At 32.3% G+C, this 19,061-nt stretch carries 16 protein-coding genes and 1 pseudogene; 14 read left to right on the plus strand and 3 right to left on the minus strand.

Features of this window, described 5'->3' with window-relative positions; all coding sequences use genetic code 11:
• Positions 1-61 precede the first annotated feature (61 nt).
• The 6 genes from ACWPVO_RS08270 (at position 62) to ACWPVO_RS08295 (ending at position 8,295) form a co-directional block, all read left to right on the plus strand.
• Complete coding sequence (locus ACWPVO_RS08270) at positions 62-1,210, plus strand: glycosyltransferase (protein WP_454207736.1); 1,149 nt, start codon at positions 62-64, stop codon at positions 1,208-1,210.
• Between the two features lie 4 nt (positions 1,211-1,214).
• A complete protein-coding gene (csaB, locus tag ACWPVO_RS08275) occupies positions 1,215-2,318 on the plus strand; it encodes a polysaccharide pyruvyl transferase CsaB (RefSeq protein WP_454207738.1) in 1,104 nt (367 codons plus the stop codon).
• A 591-nt stretch (positions 2,319-2,909) separates the two neighbouring features.
• Entirely contained in the window at positions 2,910-3,392 is a 483-nt protein-coding gene (locus ACWPVO_RS08280) for a CarD family transcriptional regulator (RefSeq protein ID WP_005955874.1), read from the plus strand.
• A gap of 33 nt (positions 3,393-3,425) precedes the next feature.
• Positions 3,426-4,514, plus strand: coding sequence for a PIN/TRAM domain-containing protein (locus ACWPVO_RS08285; protein WP_060800054.1), 1,089 nt, complete (start codon positions 3,426-3,428; stop codon positions 4,512-4,514).
• A 243-nt stretch (positions 4,515-4,757) separates the two neighbouring features.
• Positions 4,758-5,825, plus strand: coding sequence for a pyridoxal-phosphate-dependent aminotransferase family protein (locus ACWPVO_RS08290; RefSeq protein WP_454207740.1), 1,068 nt, complete (start codon positions 4,758-4,760; stop codon positions 5,823-5,825).
• Between the two features lie 205 nt (positions 5,826-6,030).
• Positions 6,031-8,295 (plus strand): stalk domain-containing protein, encoded by a 2,265-nt coding sequence (locus tag ACWPVO_RS08295; RefSeq protein ID WP_454207742.1) that lies wholly within the window; start codon positions 6,031-6,033, stop codon positions 8,293-8,295.
• 82 nt (positions 8,296-8,377) lie between these two features.
• Here ACWPVO_RS08295 and murC read toward each other — a convergent pair whose 3' ends face one another.
• Positions 8,378-9,772, minus strand: coding sequence for a UDP-N-acetylmuramate--L-alanine ligase (gene murC, locus ACWPVO_RS08300; protein WP_454207744.1), 1,395 nt, complete (start codon positions 9,770-9,772; stop codon positions 8,378-8,380).
• Positions 9,773-9,932: 160 nt separating this feature from the next.
• Between murC and spoVG the strand changes: the two genes are divergently transcribed.
• A complete protein-coding gene (spoVG, locus tag ACWPVO_RS08305) occupies positions 9,933-10,256 on the plus strand; it encodes a septation regulator SpoVG (protein WP_285044234.1) in 324 nt (107 codons plus the stop codon).
• Between the two features lie 109 nt (positions 10,257-10,365).
• Here the strand turns inward: spoVG and alr are convergent, their stop codons facing one another.
• The gene (gene alr, locus ACWPVO_RS08310) at positions 10,366-11,523 is read right to left on the minus strand and encodes an alanine racemase (RefSeq protein WP_285044233.1); all 1,158 of its coding nucleotides are present in this window, start codon (positions 11,521-11,523) and stop codon (positions 10,366-10,368) included.
• A gap of 106 nt (positions 11,524-11,629) precedes the next feature.
• A complete protein-coding gene (locus ACWPVO_RS08315) occupies positions 11,630-12,949 on the minus strand; it encodes a uracil-xanthine permease family protein (RefSeq protein ID WP_412276118.1) in 1,320 nt (439 codons plus the stop codon).
• A gap of 92 nt (positions 12,950-13,041) precedes the next feature.
• On the opposite strand from ACWPVO_RS08315, the gene crcB reads away from it, so the two are divergent.
• The 7 genes and pseudogenes from crcB to ACWPVO_RS08350 all read left to right on the plus strand — a co-directional run bounded on the left by crcB (position 13,042) and on the right by ACWPVO_RS08350 (position 19,032).
• Complete coding sequence (crcB, locus tag ACWPVO_RS08320) at positions 13,042-13,404, plus strand: fluoride efflux transporter CrcB (protein WP_285073332.1); 363 nt, start codon at positions 13,042-13,044, stop codon at positions 13,402-13,404.
• Positions 13,405-13,487: 83 nt separating this feature from the next.
• The gene (locus tag ACWPVO_RS08325) at positions 13,488-14,186 is read left to right on the plus strand and encodes a response regulator transcription factor (RefSeq protein WP_005956756.1); all 699 of its coding nucleotides are present in this window, start codon (positions 13,488-13,490) and stop codon (positions 14,184-14,186) included.
• Positions 14,186-16,258: a sensor histidine kinase gene (locus ACWPVO_RS08330; protein WP_454207748.1), complete on the plus strand. Its 2,073-nt coding sequence runs from the start codon at positions 14,186-14,188 to the stop codon at positions 16,256-16,258. Before ACWPVO_RS08325 ends, ACWPVO_RS08330 begins: the two co-directional genes overlap by 1 nt.
• A 141-nt stretch (positions 16,259-16,399) precedes the next feature.
• Positions 16,400-16,783, plus strand: a complete 384-nt coding sequence (locus ACWPVO_RS08335) for a BlaI/MecI/CopY family transcriptional regulator (RefSeq protein ID WP_454207750.1) — start codon at positions 16,400-16,402, stop codon at positions 16,781-16,783.
• On the plus strand, positions 16,780-18,153 hold the full coding sequence (locus tag ACWPVO_RS08340; RefSeq protein ID WP_454207752.1) for a M56 family metallopeptidase: 1,374 nt from the start codon (positions 16,780-16,782) through the stop codon (positions 18,151-18,153). The genes ACWPVO_RS08335 and ACWPVO_RS08340 overlap by 4 nt, the downstream gene beginning before the upstream one ends.
• Positions 18,154-18,360: 207 nt before the next feature.
• Positions 18,361-18,495 (plus strand): annotated as a pseudogene (locus tag ACWPVO_RS08345) (stalk domain-containing protein); the annotation flags it as partial.
• Between the two features lie 87 nt (positions 18,496-18,582).
• Positions 18,583-19,032 (plus strand): TlpA family protein disulfide reductase, encoded by a 450-nt coding sequence (locus ACWPVO_RS08350; RefSeq protein WP_454207754.1) that lies wholly within the window; start codon positions 18,583-18,585, stop codon positions 19,030-19,032.
• Positions 19,033-19,061 lie beyond the last annotated feature (29 nt).

A 19,061-nucleotide genomic window follows, 5' to 3' on the forward strand; every position in this document is an offset into this window, starting at 1 on the left:
GGAAATAATTTGAATAATAATAAAAGTAAGATAGAACTCTTTATAAAAAGGGGGAAGAATAATGATTAAGGTTCTCCATTTAATATCTGGTGGAGATAATGGTGGTGCCAAGACCCATATCTTTAACTTGATGAAGGGACTTGAGGGCAAGGTAGATGCCAAAATCATCTGCTTTACAAAAACTGAATTTTATGATGAGGCAGTGGAAAGAGGAATTGACATAGAAGTCTTTTACCAAGAAAAAAGATCAGACCTTTCTGTTGTTTCAAAAATAAGAGACCTAATCATAAATGAAAATTATGATTTAGTTCATGCCCATGGTGCTCGCGCCAATTTTATTTGTATGTTTCTCAAAAATAAAATTGACATACCAATGTTAACTACTATCCATTCAGACTACAAGCTGGACTTCAAGGACAGCTTTTACAAAAACTTAATTTTTACAAGCCTTAACAAGCTTGCCTTAAAAAAGTTTGATTACTACATCTGTGTAAGTGATACCTTTAAGAGGATGCTTATAAAGAGAGGCTTTAAAAGAAGAAATATTTATGTTCTCTACAACGGGATTGATACTGAAGAAAAGATCGACTACCTTCCAAAGGCAAGCTTTTTTGAAAAGTACAAAATAAATTACAATGGCGAGCTAGTTGTTGGAATTGTTGCTAGACTTGACAAGGTTAAAGATCATGAAACTTTTGTAAGAGCCTGCAAGGAAACCCTAAATAAGAATACAGACATAATCTTCTTAATAGCTGGTGGTGGACCAGAAAAAACAAGGATTGAAGAACTTTTAAAAGAATATGGAATAGAGGACAAGGTCCACTTACTTGGCTTTGTAAAGGATAAGTACAGCCTCTTCAATGCCATGGATGTAAATGTCCTTACAAGTATTTCAGAATCCTTCCCTTATGTAATCTTAGAGGCAGCCCTATTAAAAGTTCCAACCCTTGCGACAAGAGTCGGGGGTATACCAAAAATAGTTGTAGATGAAAAGACAGGATTTTTATTTGAAGTTGGAGATTCAAAAAAACTATCTGAAAGCATTTTAAAAATCTATAATGATAGAAAACTTTTAGAAGATCTTGGCGAAAACATAAATAATTTTGTGAAATCAGACTATTCACACAAGGCCATGGGAGAAAAACAATTTGAAATTTACAAGGATATTTTAAAGAAGACAAATCCCCAAGAAAATAATAAAACAGAGTGATCTTATGAAAAGAATTGTAGTATCAGGATACTTTGGCTTTGATAATTCTGGCGATGATGCCATCTTAAAAGCCATGGTAGATGATTTTAAAAAATTAAATATTGATTTAGAGATGACAGCACTCTCAAACAATCCTGAGAAGACGAGACAGGTTTATGAAATAGGAGCAGTAAATAGATTTTCTTTTAGTGAAGTTCGCAGAGCCTTAAAAGATGCCGATTTGCTCTTGTCAGGTGGAGGATCACTTCTACAAGACATAACATCAACGAGGTCCATTATTTATTATCTTTCAGTTATTATCTTGGCGAAATTTTTAAGAAAAAAAGTTTACATCTATGCCAACGGTATAGGGCCAATAGATAAGAAATCAAATAGGATATTGACAAGGTGGGTCCTTAACAGGGCAAACTACATCACCCTAAGAGATGACTTGTCCTATAAGTTTGTGAGAGACTTGGGAGTCACAAACAAAAACATAGAAGTAACAGCTGACCCAGTCTTTACCCTTGAAGCAGCAGGAGAAGATAGGGTTGAAGAAATCTTAAAAAGTGAAAAGATTAAGATCACAGACAAGACCATAGGATTTTGTATAAGGGATCAGAAAAATATTGACGAGATAAAGGATAAATTTGCAGCAACAATTGACAAACTCATAGAGGCTGGATACGACATTCTACTTGTTCCCTTCCACAATCCAAGAGACAACATATACTCAAGTGAAGTTGCTGAAAGGTGCCGTCATAAGGATAAGGTAATGCTAATAGAAAATACCTACTCTGCTGGAGACTTAATGGGGATTTTTAAAAAATTAAAACTCCTTGCAGCCATGAGACTTCACTCACTTGTCTATGCAGCTAGCGTTGACCTTCCAATGGTGGGAATAATTTACGACCCAAAGGTAGAAGCCATGGTAAAAGAACTTGGCATCGAAGAAGCAGTTGACGTAGAGAACTTCACTCCAGAAGAACTTTTTGACAAAACAAAATTAGCTCTTGAAAACTTGGAGGATAGAAGAAAAGTTTTAAGTCAAAGGACAGAAGAGATGAAACAAGAATCAAAGAGAAACGTGGAGATAGCTTTGTACTTGTTAGGTGAAGAAAAACTATAAATCAAAGTAAAGAATTAAAAAAAGTCAATTCCATAAAGTTGGACCAAGTACCAGAGAGAATTTATATTTTCTCTGGTATTTTTTATGCCATTAACTGTTTTGAAGACAAGAAAATTTAAGTTAATAGAAGTGTAAGAAACAGATAGATAAGAGCCTGTAACTTTTTATTAAGTGAAAATTAGTTACAAAGTCCTAAGATGTTACTAAGTAGAAAATAATTATGAAGTCATAAAATGTTATCAGATTAAAAATAATTGCTAATTTATAAGTCCTTATTGAGTAGGAGATAACAACAAAGTCCTAAGTTTTAACTAAATTAGAATAAAAAGAAAAGTTATAAAGTCTTACAAAGTTAAAATTTTCTTACAAAGTTCTTATAAAAATTAATAAAGTATTTAATAGTTTTTTAATTTACTTCAATAAATTTTCACAATGACCATCTATATCTTTCACAAATAAAATTTATAATAAATAAAAATAAAAAATCACCAAAAAAAACTTTGCATAATGTAAGGTATTATGATATAGTATTACGTTTACTTTTCTAAAAAGCTCTGTTATACTAGTATAAGGGACAATAGGAGGTAAAAAATGTTTAATATTGGTGATAAGATTGTATATCCTATGCATGGTGCCGGTGAAATTGTAGCAATTGAAGAGAGAGAAATTCTTGGAGATGTGCACAAGTACTACATAATGAGGCTACCTATAAATGATCTTAAGGTCATGGTGCCTGTAAAAAATGCGAAAGAAATTGGTGTTAGAGATATTTCTGATGCTGATACTATGGAGAAGGTTTTAAAAGCCCTATCTTCTGAAGAGGAAGTTTCTATGCCCAAAAATTGGAATAGAAGATATAGATACAATCTTGACAAGATAAAATCTGGTGATTTAATGGAAATTGCTGATGTTGTAAGATCTCTTGAAAGTCTTGATAGAGAAAAGTCCCTGTCAACAGGTGAGAGGAAGATCTTGAACGAGGCAAAGCAGATTATTGTATCAGAGATGGTTCTTGTTTTTGAAAAAAATGTTGAAGAAGTGACAAAATTAATTGATGATGCCATTTTTGGATAAGGAGGGATTTTTATTAGCAAAAACCGAAAAATTGTGTCCAAAATATTTAAGTTTCTATTTACTGTAATAGGCGCATTAGTAGGTATTTTTATTGTATCTGTTTTATCGGATATAAATTTTGTAAAAGCTATTGGTAGCCAAAAAATCACAACAGGTATTTCTGTTGTTGTTGTACTTTTATTTGCACTTATATTTTATATGCTTTCTCCTAAGGCTTTTAGAGCCTTGGAAGATTTGTTGGCTATATGGGAAAGACAAATCCAAAGAAAATCTTTTACAGAAGTAATACTAGGCGCTGTGGGACTAATTCTTGGTCTCATAATAGCATTCTTAATTTCACAACCTATCTACAAGATTCCAATCCCTTATGTGGGTTCAGTAGTTTCAATTTTACTTTATGGTATACTTGGTTATTTAGGTCTTAATATTGGGATGTCAAATAAGGACACTATATCAGAAAAAGTTAGAGATCTCACATCATTGGCTGCTAAAAGAAGTTTAAAGCCTAAGGATGTTGTAAAGGATCACACAGGCATTCCCAAGGTCTTGGATACTTCTGTTATTATTGACGGGAGAATCCTCGACATAGCAAGGGCAGGATTTATTGAAGGGCCTCTTGTTGTTCCAGTTTTTGTTCTTGAAGAATTACAACACATAGCTGACTCTGCTGATGGACTTAAAAGAAATCGTGGCAGGAGAGGTCTTGACACTGTTGCAGAAATTCAAGAACTAAAAAATGTTGAAGTCATAATCTATAAAGGAAAGATTGAAGAAATTCCTGAAGTGGATTCAAAACTTCTAAAGCTTGCAATTGATTTAAATGGAAAAATCGTCACAAATGATTATAATTTGAACAAGGTAGCTAGGGTTCAAAACCTTGAAGTTTTAAATATTAACGAGCTTGCTAATGCAGTTAAGCCTCTGTATCTTCCTGGCGAAGAGATGGACATCTTAATTGTAAGAGAAGGCAAGGAGCACAACCAAGGTCTTGCTTATTTAGATGACGGCACTATGATTGTTGTTGAAAATGGCAAGGACTTAATTGGAGAAAAGGTAAATGTTGTTGTCACATCAGCTCTTCAAACTTCAGCAGGCAAGATGATTTTTGCAAAATTAAAATAATTTGATTTTAGCTCTGTCTCAGGACAGAGTTTTTTATTGTCTTATTTTATTAAACAAATTAGTGAATTTTAATTAATAGAATTTTAGTAATAAGTCATAGTTTGATTGAAGCTTCAAATTCTGTGGTATAAATGTAACCTAAGGAGATCGAACAAAATTATTATAGATAATCTTACAAAGATTTTTATTTGACGGTAAATTTTATTTGTATTATTATTTGTTACTAGATAAGGGGGAACAAAAATGAAATTATTTTTACCCGGTCCTGTGTCTGTCCGCAGCGAAGTTTTGAAGCAATTTGAAAAACCTGTTATTGGACATAGAACTAAGGAAGCATCAGAAGTTCAAAAATCAATTACAATAAATATGCAAGAGATATTTGGAACAAAGGAAGAAATCCTTGTTTCAACATCATCAGGTACTGGCCTTATGGAAGGTGCCATTAGGTCTTGTACTAAGAAGAGGGCTCTTATTTGTTCTATAGGATCTTTTGGAGACCTATGGCAAAGACTTGGACTTGAAAATGGAATAGAGACTGATATCTTAAGAGCAGAGGATGGAGAAGTAACTGATCCAAATAAGTTAGAAGAAGCTTTAAAGGCAAAGGAATATGATTTTGTTGGTATAACTCACAACGAAACATCTTCAGGTATCTTAAATAACCTAGATGAATTAAAGCCTGTTATTGACAAGTATCCTGACATTGTTTGGGCACTTGATACTGTAAGTTCAGCTGGCGGAACTCCAATTGATCAAGATAAGTATGGAATTGATATTGCAATTACTTCTTCACAAAAATGTCTAAGCCTTGTACCAGGTCTTAGCTTTGCATCTTTTTCACAAAAGGCAGTAGAAAAGGCAAAGACTGTTGAAAACAGAGGCCACTACTTTGACTTACTTCTTTTATACAAGTATGTAAAAGAACACAACTACCAATATCCATCAACTCCAGCTATTTCTAATATGGTTGCTGCTGAATATCAACTAAACTATATTGTTAATGAAGAAGGACTTGAAAACAGATATAAAAGACATGAAGAAATGTCCCAATACTTTAAAAAATGGGCCAATGAGAACTTTGAAATCTTTGGCAACAAGAAGTATCTTTCTCCAACAATAACTTGTGTAAAGAATACAAAGAACTTGGAGTTTGATAAAGTAAGCCAAGAATTTATGAACAAAGGATTTTTAATTTCTAATGGTTATGGAAAACTTGCTGGCAAAACTTTTAGGGTTGGCCACATGGGCGATACAAAATTAGAAAATATAAAAGAATTCACAAAAACTTTTGAAGAAATTCTAAAAAAATAAAAATTCTAAAAAATAAAATGAAGAATATCCTGGATGACAGGATATTTTTTATTGAAAAAATTTATTTACTAAGGACCTAGTTGAGGATTTAAAATTTCTTGTCTAGGTTTTTCTTTTTATAATTAAGTTTTTGTTACAAGTCTTAATATTCTTTGAGAATGGCCTAGCTATGATTTATAATTTTTAATTAAGTGAGGTAGATTAAATGAATAAGAAAAAAATTAGTATTGCATTGATTTTATTTTTTCTCTTAATAAGTTCAAATGTATTTGCAGAGAACAAATTGCTATTCCAAGAGCCAATTGCTCCTGGAGTTGTGAGATACAAATACCAAGTTAAGAGAAGTAAAGGAAATGCAGAGGCAAATGTTATAAAGGTGGATTTGAACAACCCCCATGCAAAGATTAACACTGTAGCTGGTGGAGGAACTTATACTAATAAGGCAACAGTTTCACAAATGGCAAACAGGACTAATGCAGTTGCCCTTGTCAATGGTGACTTCTTCACTATGCAGTTAGAAGGTGCTCCGCAAGGACCATCAGTTATTAATGGAGAGACTAAATCTTCGCCAGCAGTTTTAAATGACATCTGGTCTTTTGGGATTGACAGTAACGATAAGGCATTTATAGAACTTACAAAGTTTGTTGGAAGCGTTACTGCTTCTAATGGTAGATCTTTTCCTATTGATGGTTTAAACAAAACTAAGTATTGGTACCAACCATCTATGGAGTATTCCCACCAAAATAAAATCCAATTATATGATTCTTTCTGGACTGCTAAGACTAGGGGAGATAAAAATGGTGGAGAAGTTCTATTAAATGAAAACAATGTAGTTGAACAAATTTCTTACAATAAGGGACTTGATATGTCTATACCTAATGGAAAGAAAATCCTACAATTTTCTGGTTCTGCTATCAAATTTATCCAAGATAATGTAAAAGTTGGAGACAAGTTAGGCATAAAATACAACATTGAACCGAATAGAAACTGGAAGATGATGATTGGTGGTCATGCAGTTTTAGTTGACAATGGAGCTGTAAAACCCTACACAAGAGATATTAAATTTATTGACGGTGTAAGGGCAAGGACTGCTGTTGGAATTAGCCAAGACGGTAAAACAGTATATGTAGTAACTGCTGAAGGAAGGACAAAAAGATCTTCAGGTCTAACAATTGCTGAACTTGCAAAATTTATGCAAGAAATAGGAGTTTATAAAGCTATGAACCTAGATGGTGGTGGATCAACTGCCATGGCTGTTAGAAATCTTGGAGACCTTAACAGGACTAGGGCAACAAATCCAGAGAGAAATGGAGCTGAGAGAAGAGTTGTAAATGGTCTTGGAGTTTTTAACACAAGTAAAAATACTGGCTTAATTGCTGATGGAAAATTTGAAAGTGATGTTGACACTATCGTTGGCGAACAAGTTAACCTAAAATTAAAATCAGCTTGGGATGAATTTTTAAATCCAATTGATATTAAGACAAGAACTTACACTATTTCAGACTCTTCTAATGGAGCAAATATCTTAAATGGTCAAACTTATCTTCCATTAACTCCAGGCAAGTTTACTATTAATCTTCAAGCTGACAAGGGAGACGGCTTTAGCAAAGAAGTAAATGTTGCTGATTCATCAAGCTATAGCAACTTAAAGCTTTCAACAAAGAACAATATTGTTAAGAAGGGCAGCGAAATTAAAGTTGAAGCTATAGGAGAGTACAAGGGAAGGAAGATAAATATTTCTCCTAGAGTTTTAAACTACTCCTTTGAAGATTTGAATGCAGAAGTAAATCCAAATAATTTTAATATAAAAATTAATGACTATGGGAAAAGTCCAAAGATTCTCGTAAAATTTGGAGGCAAAACTGCAAGCCTTTCACTTTATGATGAAAACACAAGACTTATAAAGATGAAGATAAATGACCTTAACTACACAGTTAATGGTCAAGCAAAGAAAATGGATGCAAAACCATTTATCTCTAACTCAAGGACCCTTGTTCCACTTAGATTTATAATTGAGGCAATAGGTGGAGATGTTGCTTGGGATGGAGATACTAGGATAGTCACAGTAAATAGTAAGGGTAAAAATATAATTCTTCCAATTGATTCTAAAAAAATTACAGTTGATGGAAAAGAAATTGCTATTGACCAAGCTGCAATAATTAAAGGCGACAGGACTTATGTGCCAATTAGGTTTGTTGCAGAGAACTTAGGTATGAATGTAAACTACATCAATGAAAGTCGTGAAATTGAAATCTCATACTTTGAAGACAAGAAAGACCTAGATAGCAAAAATATTGAAGTCAATGGAGAAGCTAATAATTCTAACAAGAATGCCAATAATAATTCTAAGAATAAATCAAAGGATAATAGGGCTGTTAACAATAAGAACTTAGAAACAAATAATAAGGCTTCAAATACAAATCAAAATAATAAAAATATGGATCAAAAGAATAAAAGCATATTAAATTAAAAGATCTCCCTGAGGGGAGATTTTTTAATGGAGAGTTAAATTATAAGGACAAAAAAAGGAACTCAAGAGAGTTCCTAATCTTTTATTTATTGTCATCTTCAGCTAATAGCATCTCGCCAATTTTATAAACGTCGCCAGCACCCATAGTTACGAAGATGTCGTCTTTTGAAATATTTTCTTTTACAAACTTAACTATGTCTTCGAAGCCAGATATATAAAAGGCATTGTCCCTATGATCGGCAATTGCATTTCTAAGAGTTTTTGAGTGGATATCGCCGTAGTCCTTTTCTCGAGCTGCATAAATATCAGTGATGATAATTACATCAGATTCATCAAAGGAGTTTGCAAAGGCATCAAGAAGGAGCTTTGTCCTAGTAAAAGTATGAGGTTGGAAAACTGTGTAGAGTTTACCCTTGCAGGCATTTTTAATTGCATGAATAGATGATTTTATTTCAGTTGGGTGGTGGGCGTAGTCGTCCATGACCTTAGCACCTTTGTAAAATCCTTTTACTTCTAGCCTTCTCTCAACACCCTTATAAGATTTTAAGCCAGCAATAGAATCCTCGATGGAGATTCCATTAACATATGCTGTCCCAATAGCAGCAAGAGAATTTAAAATATTGTGTCTTCCGAGAACTGAAAGTTCAACGTGAGCTACTTTTTCGTCTTTAAGGTAGAGGTCGTAAGTAGGGAAGCCCTCTTCATTAAATTCAATATTCTTTGCCATTAGGTCAGCATGATTTTTTATTCCAAAAGTGAAGAACTTGCAGTTTTCAATAGGTAAGAGGGTCTTTGCATTTTCATCATCAATATTAAGTATTACATAGTCACTTTCAGTGAGGTTATCAACGTAGCCCTTAAAGGTTCTTATTATGTGGTCAATGTTGTCAAAGTAATCTAGGTGGTCTTCGTCAATATTTAAAATAATTTCTGTTGTTGGGAAATACTTTAGGATGTTTGCCTTGTACTCGCAGGCTTCTGTTAAAAATAATTTTTCATCACCGATTTTTATATTTCCATCAATATCCTTTAGTTGACCACCAAGCATAATTGTTGGATTGACATCGAGGTCCTTAATAATTTCTGTAAGCATTGATGTAGTAGAAGTTTTACCATGAGTTCCTGAAACGGCAATTGATTTGTCGTAGTTCTTCATCACTGCTCCAAGGAAACTTGCACGATCAACAAGGTCAATTTTTTGTTTTACAGCTTCAACATATTCTTCGTTGTCAAAGGAGATTGCATCTGTAAAGATAACAAGGTCCATACCATGAATGTGCTCTTTCTTGTGTTCGTAATAAATTTTTGCACCATTCTTTTCTAATTTATCTGTATTAATAGAAGGACTTCTGTCGCTTCCGTAAACCTTATAACCCTTAGCCAACATTAATTCTGCAAGAGCAGACATAGAAATGCCACCAATGCCAATAAAAAATATATTTTTGTAATCACTTTTATCTATATTAATTTCAAACAATTTACTTCCTCCAATTCTTTTTAATTATAACATATTTTCTAAAGTGAGAAAATTTTTTAACTTTTCTTTTTATGTAAAATCAGGGAAAATATTTAATTAACATATTCAATATATAACTTGATTATGTTATAATGTGATAAAGAAAGAGAGGGATACTTCTATGAACATAACTGATGTAAGACTACGTAAATTGCCAACTGAAGGAAAGCTTAAAGCAATAGTATCTGTAACCTTTGATAACGAATTCGTGCTTCACGACATAAAAATAATAGAAGGCAAAGAATCATTATTTTTAGCAATGCCAAGCAGAAGACTTCCTAATGGTGAATACAGAGACATTGCTCATCCTATTAGTGCTGAAGCAAGAAAAGAACTTGAAGATGTTGTATTTAAAGAATATTATTCTGTGAAGGAACAACTTGACCAAGAAGATAATGATGGTGAAGTTATTGAAGTTGAAGCAGAAGAAATAATCGAAGAATAAAATTTAAAGATTAAGAGGGCTTAGGCTCTCTTTTTTTATGTAGACTTATAAAGTACTTGCGATGCAAAAAAACAAAAATAAAAAAAGACTATGAAAGTCATAGCCTCTATTAGTCCATCTTGCTTACGTGGACAAGTTCTTTATTTTTGTAATAATATTTTGGAAGTCTCCTGTTGAAGTGGGTGATAAAAGATGTTTCACAATCGCCAGAATGGATGCAAATATCACGAACTTTTATCTCTTCGTCGCCTTGTCTACCAATTAAGACAACGTCGTCGCCAATCTTGCAGTCCACATCTGTTGCATCGACCATCATTTGATCCATGCAGATAAGACCAATTTGTTTACACCTCTTGCCATTTATTAAAACCTCAATTTTTTCGGAGAGGATACGAGGGAAGGCATCTGCATAGCCAAGGGGAAGAGTAACAACTTTTGTGTCCCTTGGGCACTTATAAAACCTTTCGTATCCAACAGTCTCGCCTTTTTTTACTTCTCTTATAGAAGAAATTTGTGCCTTCAAGGATAAAATTTCCTCTAAGCCAAATTCCTCAGGAAGATGATCACTGTCAGTGTAACCAAATTGAATTATGCCAGGTCTCACCATGTCCAGGTCGTACTCATCGTGGAAGAGAACGGAGTGTGAATTTGCAATGTGTCTAAATTTAAATTTGCATCCAAGTTCACTTAGTTCGTCAATAAAATTAGTGAAGGTCTTAAACTGTCTCTCAGTAAACTCTGGATCAGTTTCGCAAGCTGCAAAGTGAGAGAAGATTCCTTCAACATTTATATTTTCAAGTTTAAAGATTTCGCAAATTTCTTTTTTTGCTTCATCTGAAGGCATGAAGCCAATTCTTGACATGCCAGAGTCAAAGGCAATATGTATCTTAGCTTCTTCTTTCAAATTACCTGCAAGCTCATTTAGAACTAGGGCATCATTAAGAGAATAAATTGTAAGAGTAATGTGATTTCTTATGGCATCTTCGTATAGATGACGAGGAGTGTAGCCCAAGATCAAAATATTAACTTCACCGAATTTTTTTCTCAAGCTTAGGGCCTCTGATAAAGTTGCCACTGCATAGTAATTTATTCCAAGGTCAAGGGAAACTTGTGATAGGGGAAGAGCACCTAGTCTATAGGCATCGCTTTTCACGACACTCATGACTTCAGTTTTTTCTCCAACCTTGTCCTTTATTATCTTCATATTATTTTCAAATTTATCAAGATCTATCTCAATCCAAGCAGGTCTTGTTAAAAAATCTTTCATCCTATTATCCTTTCGATTAAGAGTTTAAAAGTTGCTTTTTTTATTATATCACAGGAAATAAATAAAATACTTTTGAAAATAAAAAAACTGCCCTGAGGCAGTTTAATTAATATTCCTTGTCTATTAACAAAATATTTAAAACCACAGCCACAATAGTTCCTCCAGAAATACCTGAAGAGAAGAGAGCTGCAATTACAGTAGGAAGTTTTGCAACAATGTCTGGCCTCATTGTGATTCCAATACCAACTCCTATGCCGCCGGCAATAATCATTAGGTTCTTTGATGAGAACTTTGCTCTTGATAGGGCCTGCATACCTGAACCTAAAATTGTTCCAAACATAAGGATTCCTGCTCCACCAAGTATTGGTGTTGGCATTATTGAAACAAGAGTTGCAAACTTAGGGCAAAAACTCATTATAATCAAAATAAAGGAGGAATAAATTGCAACTTTTTTTGATGCACACTTTGTAAGTGGAATAAGTCCTACGTTTTGACTAAAGGTTTGAATTGCACCAGATCCAAAAATAGGAGATAACATTGATCCAATAGCGTCTGCTCTTACACCAGATGCAATGTCGTTGTCATCAGGATCGACTTCACAAACTTCGCCAAGAGTTTTCATAACACCAACAGTTTCTATAATTGTAACAAGATAACCTGCTATGAAGGGGATGACAAATCTCACATCAAACTTAAGTCCAAAGGGAAATAAACTTGGAAGCCTTAACCATGGAGCAGCTGCAACTTGTGAGAAGTCAACAAGTTTTAGTGGAATACAAATTAAGTAGGAAATAGTCATGGCAATGACAACTGAAGCTGTTGTTGCAAAGCCCCTTCCATAATGATTTATAAAAATTATAAGTAAGAAGGTAAAGACGGCTATCCCAATAAAGAGTGGGTCCCCATAATTTTCTGCTCCATAGCCTCCACCCACCCAGTCAAAGGCAACAGGCATCATAGTAATACCAATAAGAGTGATTACAGTTCCAGTTACAACTTCTGGGAAGAATTTAAGAAGTGGCTTTATAAAAAAGCTTAAGATTAATTCTAAAAATGCTCCCATTATAGTGGCGCCAAAGTAACCAGCAAGACCACCGCCCATGGTGTTGATAACAGCGTTGGCTGGTGGAACAAATCCAAAGTCTGTCCCCATAATTGTCGGTAGACCTATACCAACCTTGGCCTTGCCCTTAAAGATCCCTCTTGTTTGGATAAAGGAACATATGCCCGAAGCAAGAAGGGCAGCAGAGATAAGTACAGAAGTCTCAGCAACATTTGTACCAGCGATGGCAGCAATACTAAGTGGCACTGCAATAATTCCACTAAAGGCAGTTAAAATATTTTGAAAACCAAGTAGAGATGATTTCAAAAAATCTGGCTTGTCGTCAACTTCATATTCAAGTTTCATACCATAATATTTCTTCACAATAAACCCCATTTCTCATATAATAATGTTGAGTAAATTTTAACACATTCACTTTTAAGTAACAATATTTGTAGGATAGAAAGGAAGAAAAAATGTACATATTTGTTGGACTTGGTGGAGCTTTGGGCTCTCTACTAAGATATTTTTTGTCCACTACAATAAAAAGTCATGGAGACTTTCCTCTTGGAACTTTTATAATTAATGTAGTTGGATCATTTTTGATTGGTCTCATTGCCTTTTACGCAGAGAAAAATAATTTAGACTCCAGACTTGTTTTATTTTTAAAAGTTGGTTTTTGTGGAGGCTTTACAACTTTTTCAACTTTTGCCTTTGAAATTTTTAACTTGGGAGACAATCAAAAGTTTGGTACAGGAATTTTTTATGCCTTTCTTAGCATAGTTTTGTCTCTCTTTGCCATCTATCTTGCAAGAGAAATTGCAATAAAAGCATTTTAAAGTACGATTTAAGATTTTTGTAAGAATTTGTAAGAAGTTTTGTAATTATTATTTGCTATTATAAAGTCAGAAGGAGGGATGTAATGGATAAGTACAATATTTTAATTGCCGAGGACGACAAGGAGATCGCAAGGTCCATTGGAATTTATCTTAAAAATGAAAACTTTGAAATTTTTTACGCTGAAGATGGACTTGAAGCTCTAGAAATTTTTAAAAATGAAAAAATTGACTTAATTATAATGGACCTCATGATGCCAAAACTTTCTGGCGAGGAAGCAATAATTAAACTAAGAGAAGTTTCCTTTGTCCCAATAATTATCCTATCTGCAAAATCAGAGGACACAGACAAAATTTTTGGACTCAACATTGGTGCTGATGATTATGTTCAAAAGCCCTTCAATCCAATGGAACTCATTGCTCGAGTGAAGAGCAACCTGAGAAGATTTTATGCCTATGATTTAAAAAAGGACAGGAACTTTATTGAGATAGGCAGCATCAAGTTAGACTTGTCACAAAAAATTGCCTATGTAGAGGACAAGCCAGTTGCACTTACTTCTATTGAGTTTAAAATTTTGGAACTCTTGATGAAGAATCCCAACAGGGTTTTTTCCATTGAAGAAATTTATGAAAGTGTCTGGAATGAACCAGCCATGGAGGCAAAGACTGTGACAGTTCACATTAGACGAATTAGAGAGAAAATCGAAGTAAATCCAAAGAAGCCAATGTACTTAAAGGTTCAGTGGGGTCTTGGATATAAGTTTGAAGATTTGAGGCGAAAATAATGAAAAAAAATTCTTACAAATTATCCACTTATGCTTTAATAATTTTAGCAATATCACTTATTTCACTTTTGGCAGGTAGTTTTTTATTTTCAAGGGATCCTGACTCTTCTTATAGGAGAATTCTGACAGATGGTAGAATAAATGGTACACTAGACATGTCTCTTACTGGTGAAGATTATAGCTCCAATAATAGATTTAATTTTGCGGTTAAGTCCTATAAACTAAAATATTTTGACCAAAATGGAAATGTCGTTACAGATCCAGGAGCTATTGAAGCTCAAAAGAAGAAGGATGACCTAAAGGCCAAGGGACTTGATCCAAAGGACTATCTTGAAGATTGGATGCTAGACCAAGCAGAATTAAAATCTGAGTACAAAACTTTTTATCTAACTAATGAATATGAAAAAAATGAATTTGACCCCCTAGAGATTGAAATGAGGGACAATGACTTCTTAATCACGGGTTCAGTAATTAATGATAGTATAGTAATCGACAAGGTTCAAAAGACTCAAAGACTTATAGATAGCGACTACAATTTTATAGACAAGTCTTTTAAATCTAAAATTAATGACTGTTTTAGAGATTTAAACAGCAAAAACAATATTAAAAGCCTAAAGTTTGCTTATTATACATCTTTAGATGATGAAGTCTTTAAAGAAATTGAAATGGATGTCTTTAGGGACCAAGTCCAAGTCCAAATTGGTCTTAGCGTCTTAATTGCAGCTGTCCTTTCAGCAATACTTGGACTATTTATGAATATGGAAAAAGTCGACGAAAGCCAAGAACTTAAAAAAGTCTTCAAGTTTCCAATTGAAGTTGTCTTAGTTTTATTTTTCATTTTTTCAATGGTTGGATTAATGATTTCTAGTGGAGGGCAAGTTTATACAAATCTATATATCTTCTATGTCTTGTATCTAGCAGGCCTTATGATAGTTTCTCTAACAGTAAACTATTTTGTAATTCTTTTAAAGTCTATCTTTAATAAGAATACAGATAATTATTTAATAGAAAATGCTTTGATCTACAGGGCCTTTAAGGCAAGCATTGCAGAATTCTCAAAAGTGGATAAAATTGAGGACAAGGAAATAAATAATGCAAAGATGAAATTCACTCTTGTTTATCTTGTCTTGTGCATTGTAGTATTTCTACTCTTCCTATTCTTTGCAGGCATGTTTGCAGCATCACCTGAAGCTATTGTGATACCAATGATTATTTTTGCAGGCTTCATCTACTTTATAATTCTTAAAAACATTAACCAAGTTGCGAGAATTAATAAAGAAGCAAGCGAAATAGTTGGAGGAAATTATAAGAAGAAGATTGAAAAAACTGGTGGACTTTATGACGGCATAGTTGATAACTTTAACAACATTGGATCTAACTTAGACAATGCTATTGAAGATGCAGTAAAGTCTGAAAGGTTAAAGACAGAACTTATAACCAATGTCAGTCACGATCTAAAGACACCTCTTACTTCCATACTCAATTATTCTGACTTGCTTTCAAAGGAGGATAATTCACAAGAGGAAGCTAAAGAGTACGCAAAGATAATTAACGAAAAGTCCAACAAGTTAAGAGTCTTAATCGAAGACTTGTTTGAGGTTTCAAAGGCAACATCTAATAACATTGAACTTGATAGGCAAGAGATTGACTTTAATTCTCTCGTTGCCCAATCAATAGGCGAGTGGGAAGATAAAATTAAAGAGAACAATATTGAGATAATTTCCAATCTTCCTGAAGAAAAAGTAATGCTTAATCTTGACGGACAAAAATTCTCAAGAGTCTTAGACAACTTATTCTCAAATATTTCTAAGTATGCCCTAGAAAACTCAAGAGTTTATGTAGACCTAAGAGATGAAGGTGGAGTAAAGCTTACAATAAAAAATATTTCTAAGTATCCACTAAATATTTCTGCAGAGGAACTTATGGAAAGATTCACTCGTGGAGAAAAATCAAGGACAACTTCAGGATCAGGTCTTGGTCTATCAATAGCATCCTCCTTTGTGAGAGCCCACGGAGCAAGCTTTGACATTGACATTGACGGAGACTTATTCAAGGTTACAATTGAATTTTAAAAATAAATTTAATAAAGAGGAGAAAGTTCGGGAGACCGGACTTTTTCTTTTATTAAAACTTGACAAAAGTAAAGTAATAACATATACTCAAGATGAAAATATTAATGTCGACAAAAATAAAGTTATTTAGAGGTGATAAAAATGGAACTATCAAATGGAGAACTAATGGTAATGGAAGTTTTGTGGGAAGGTGAATGCTTAGATGAAAACGGAGAAATCCAAGCTCTAGAATTATCCAAAGTATTAAAAGAAAAATATGACTTGGGTAAAACATCTTGCTACACATTTTTTGGAAGGCTTTTAGAGAAGGGAGCAATAACAAGGAGATATCCAAAGTACACAATAAAACCTATAGTTACAAGAGAAGAAGCTTTGCAGGAACAAAGAGAAGAAGCCATAGATAAATTCTTTCAAGGTTCTTTTATAAGTTTTTGTAAAACATTTTTAAAGGATAAAAAAATAAGTAAAGAAGAAATTCAAGAGATGAAAAATATAATTAAAGATTTTGAAAATTTAGAAAAATGAGAATAGGTCTAGTAAGTTCAGCACTTCTATATAAAAGTTTAAAGTCTATTTTAATAATATTTATAATTTTAATTTTTAGAAAGAAATTAAATTTAAAAAGCATTAAAGGTGCCAATACTATATTATGGACTCTTCTTTTAATATATTTAATATTTCCAAAAGATATGCTATTTAGTTTAGAAGCTTATCAAGGATCAAAATTTATAAGAGCAATTTTTGCACCATCAATTTTGATAAATCAAGCGGTAATAAATATTACATACAAATTTCCGTCACTATCAAGGATTAATAGGATAGTTGGATCAATTTTACTTGTTATTTATACACTATACCAATTTATAAAATTTAAAAAAACTATAAGTAATTCTTATGAATTAAAAGATAGAATTCATTTAAATAAATGTCTAAAAAAATTTAATATAAAAAGGGAAGTTAAAGTTTATATTAATGATGAAATAGATACGCCTATAACCTATGGGATAGTGAAACCAAAAATAATTTTACAAAAAAGTATTTTGAAAGATCGGGATTTATTAGACCATGTATTAACTCATGAGCTAGTTCATATAGAAAAATATCATATTGCATTAAGTCACTTAAAAAATTTAATAATATGTTTTTACTGGTATAATCCATTTTTAATACTAAGTTTAAAATATTTTGAAGAAGATATAGAGATAAACTGCGACAAAATAGTTATAGAAAAAATAGGAGATAACCTAGAAAACAGAAAAAATTATTGTCAGTCACTGCTTAAATTAGTAGAAAGGCAAAGGGAAGATAATAAATTCGTCTTAAACTTAAGCCCAACCAAGGAAAGGATGTTGACCATGAAAAATTGGAAAAAAACAATGTCAGGTACATTTACTTTTGTATTTTTGTTATTCTTGTACATACCAGTTTTTACAAATGCCGTAGTTGTAGATGAAAGCGAAGTTATGTCTGATACAAAAGAAATAAAAGAAGTTTATGTAAATGTGGAAAATAGAGTTAGAGAAATAACGGATGAAGAGTATGAGAAGTTAGATTTATACGAAATCCCAACTAATGATTTAAGATCAGCAAATATAGATGAAAAAATTACAATTGAAGGATTAGGTCATGAGACCTATACATTTAACATGAATTCAATTTTTGGAAAAGACCACAATGGATTTACTGTGAGAATGAGTGAGATGTATTGTAAAAGTGGAGTCGATTACACAGTTATCATACAAGAAAATGGAAATTTAATATATGAGTCTAGATTCGATAAAAGTACAAATTTAAAAATTAAAGCTAATAATGTAAGTAGGTATAAAGTTATTATAATTAATCAGTCTGTAAGTCCTTTGACTTATAAAATAAACATAAGTAGTTATGTAAGGTAGGAGGAGTATATGAGGTATTTTAATCCACAGAGGTATAAGAATGGAGATTAGAAAGATCATTATTATGATGATATATAAAAACAAAAAAATGGTCATACAATTGATATTTAATTTTAAGGAGGAGATTTTATTAAAAAAATATGCTCATTTATTATAACTGTATTTTGTTGTCTTTTTATTGGTGCTAATGTTTTTGCAAATGATAATATTAACAATAAAGATGTATTAGTACCAATTAGAGATTTTTTTGAAAAAAGTGGTTATGAAGTTAGATGGAATGCTAAAGCAAAAGATGTTTATATCTTAGATGAAAAAGAAAATGTAATTTTTGTTTTTGGAAAAGAAAATTCTAAAAATAATTTTGTTTTATTAGATAACAAATCATACTTTAATTCGAAAGATTTAAAAAAAAGTAAATTTATTAGTAATATGGATCTTAATAGGGAGATTCAAATAGCTTATAAAGATAATAGATTTTTAAATTTAAAAAAAGGTAGTATAGTGCCAAATTTTATATATGTAAAAGATAATGAAATCCATGATTTTTACAATATATTGGATAAAAATAAAAAAATAATACTAATATTTTGGGCTTCTTGGTGTCCAAACTGTGATGAAGTAATAAATTATTTAGAAAATCATAATATTAGAGATACGAGTAATACAAATATAATTACAATTAGTATTGATAGTATCCCTCAAAAATCCAATCATTTTATAGTTATGAACGATCCAAAAAAAGAAACTTTCAAAGCATTTAATGGAAAATATGTACCTACTGCGTATGTAATTTCCAATAATGATATTGAAGATATCATAGTAGGAAGTGATGATATTTTAGGATTTTTTAATAATTCGATGTTTTTTGATGATGTTTGAAAATAAAATAATTATAAGGAGTTAAAGTT

The sequence above is a fragment of the Peptoniphilus sp. Marseille-Q6390 genome, from assembly GCF_965119475.1.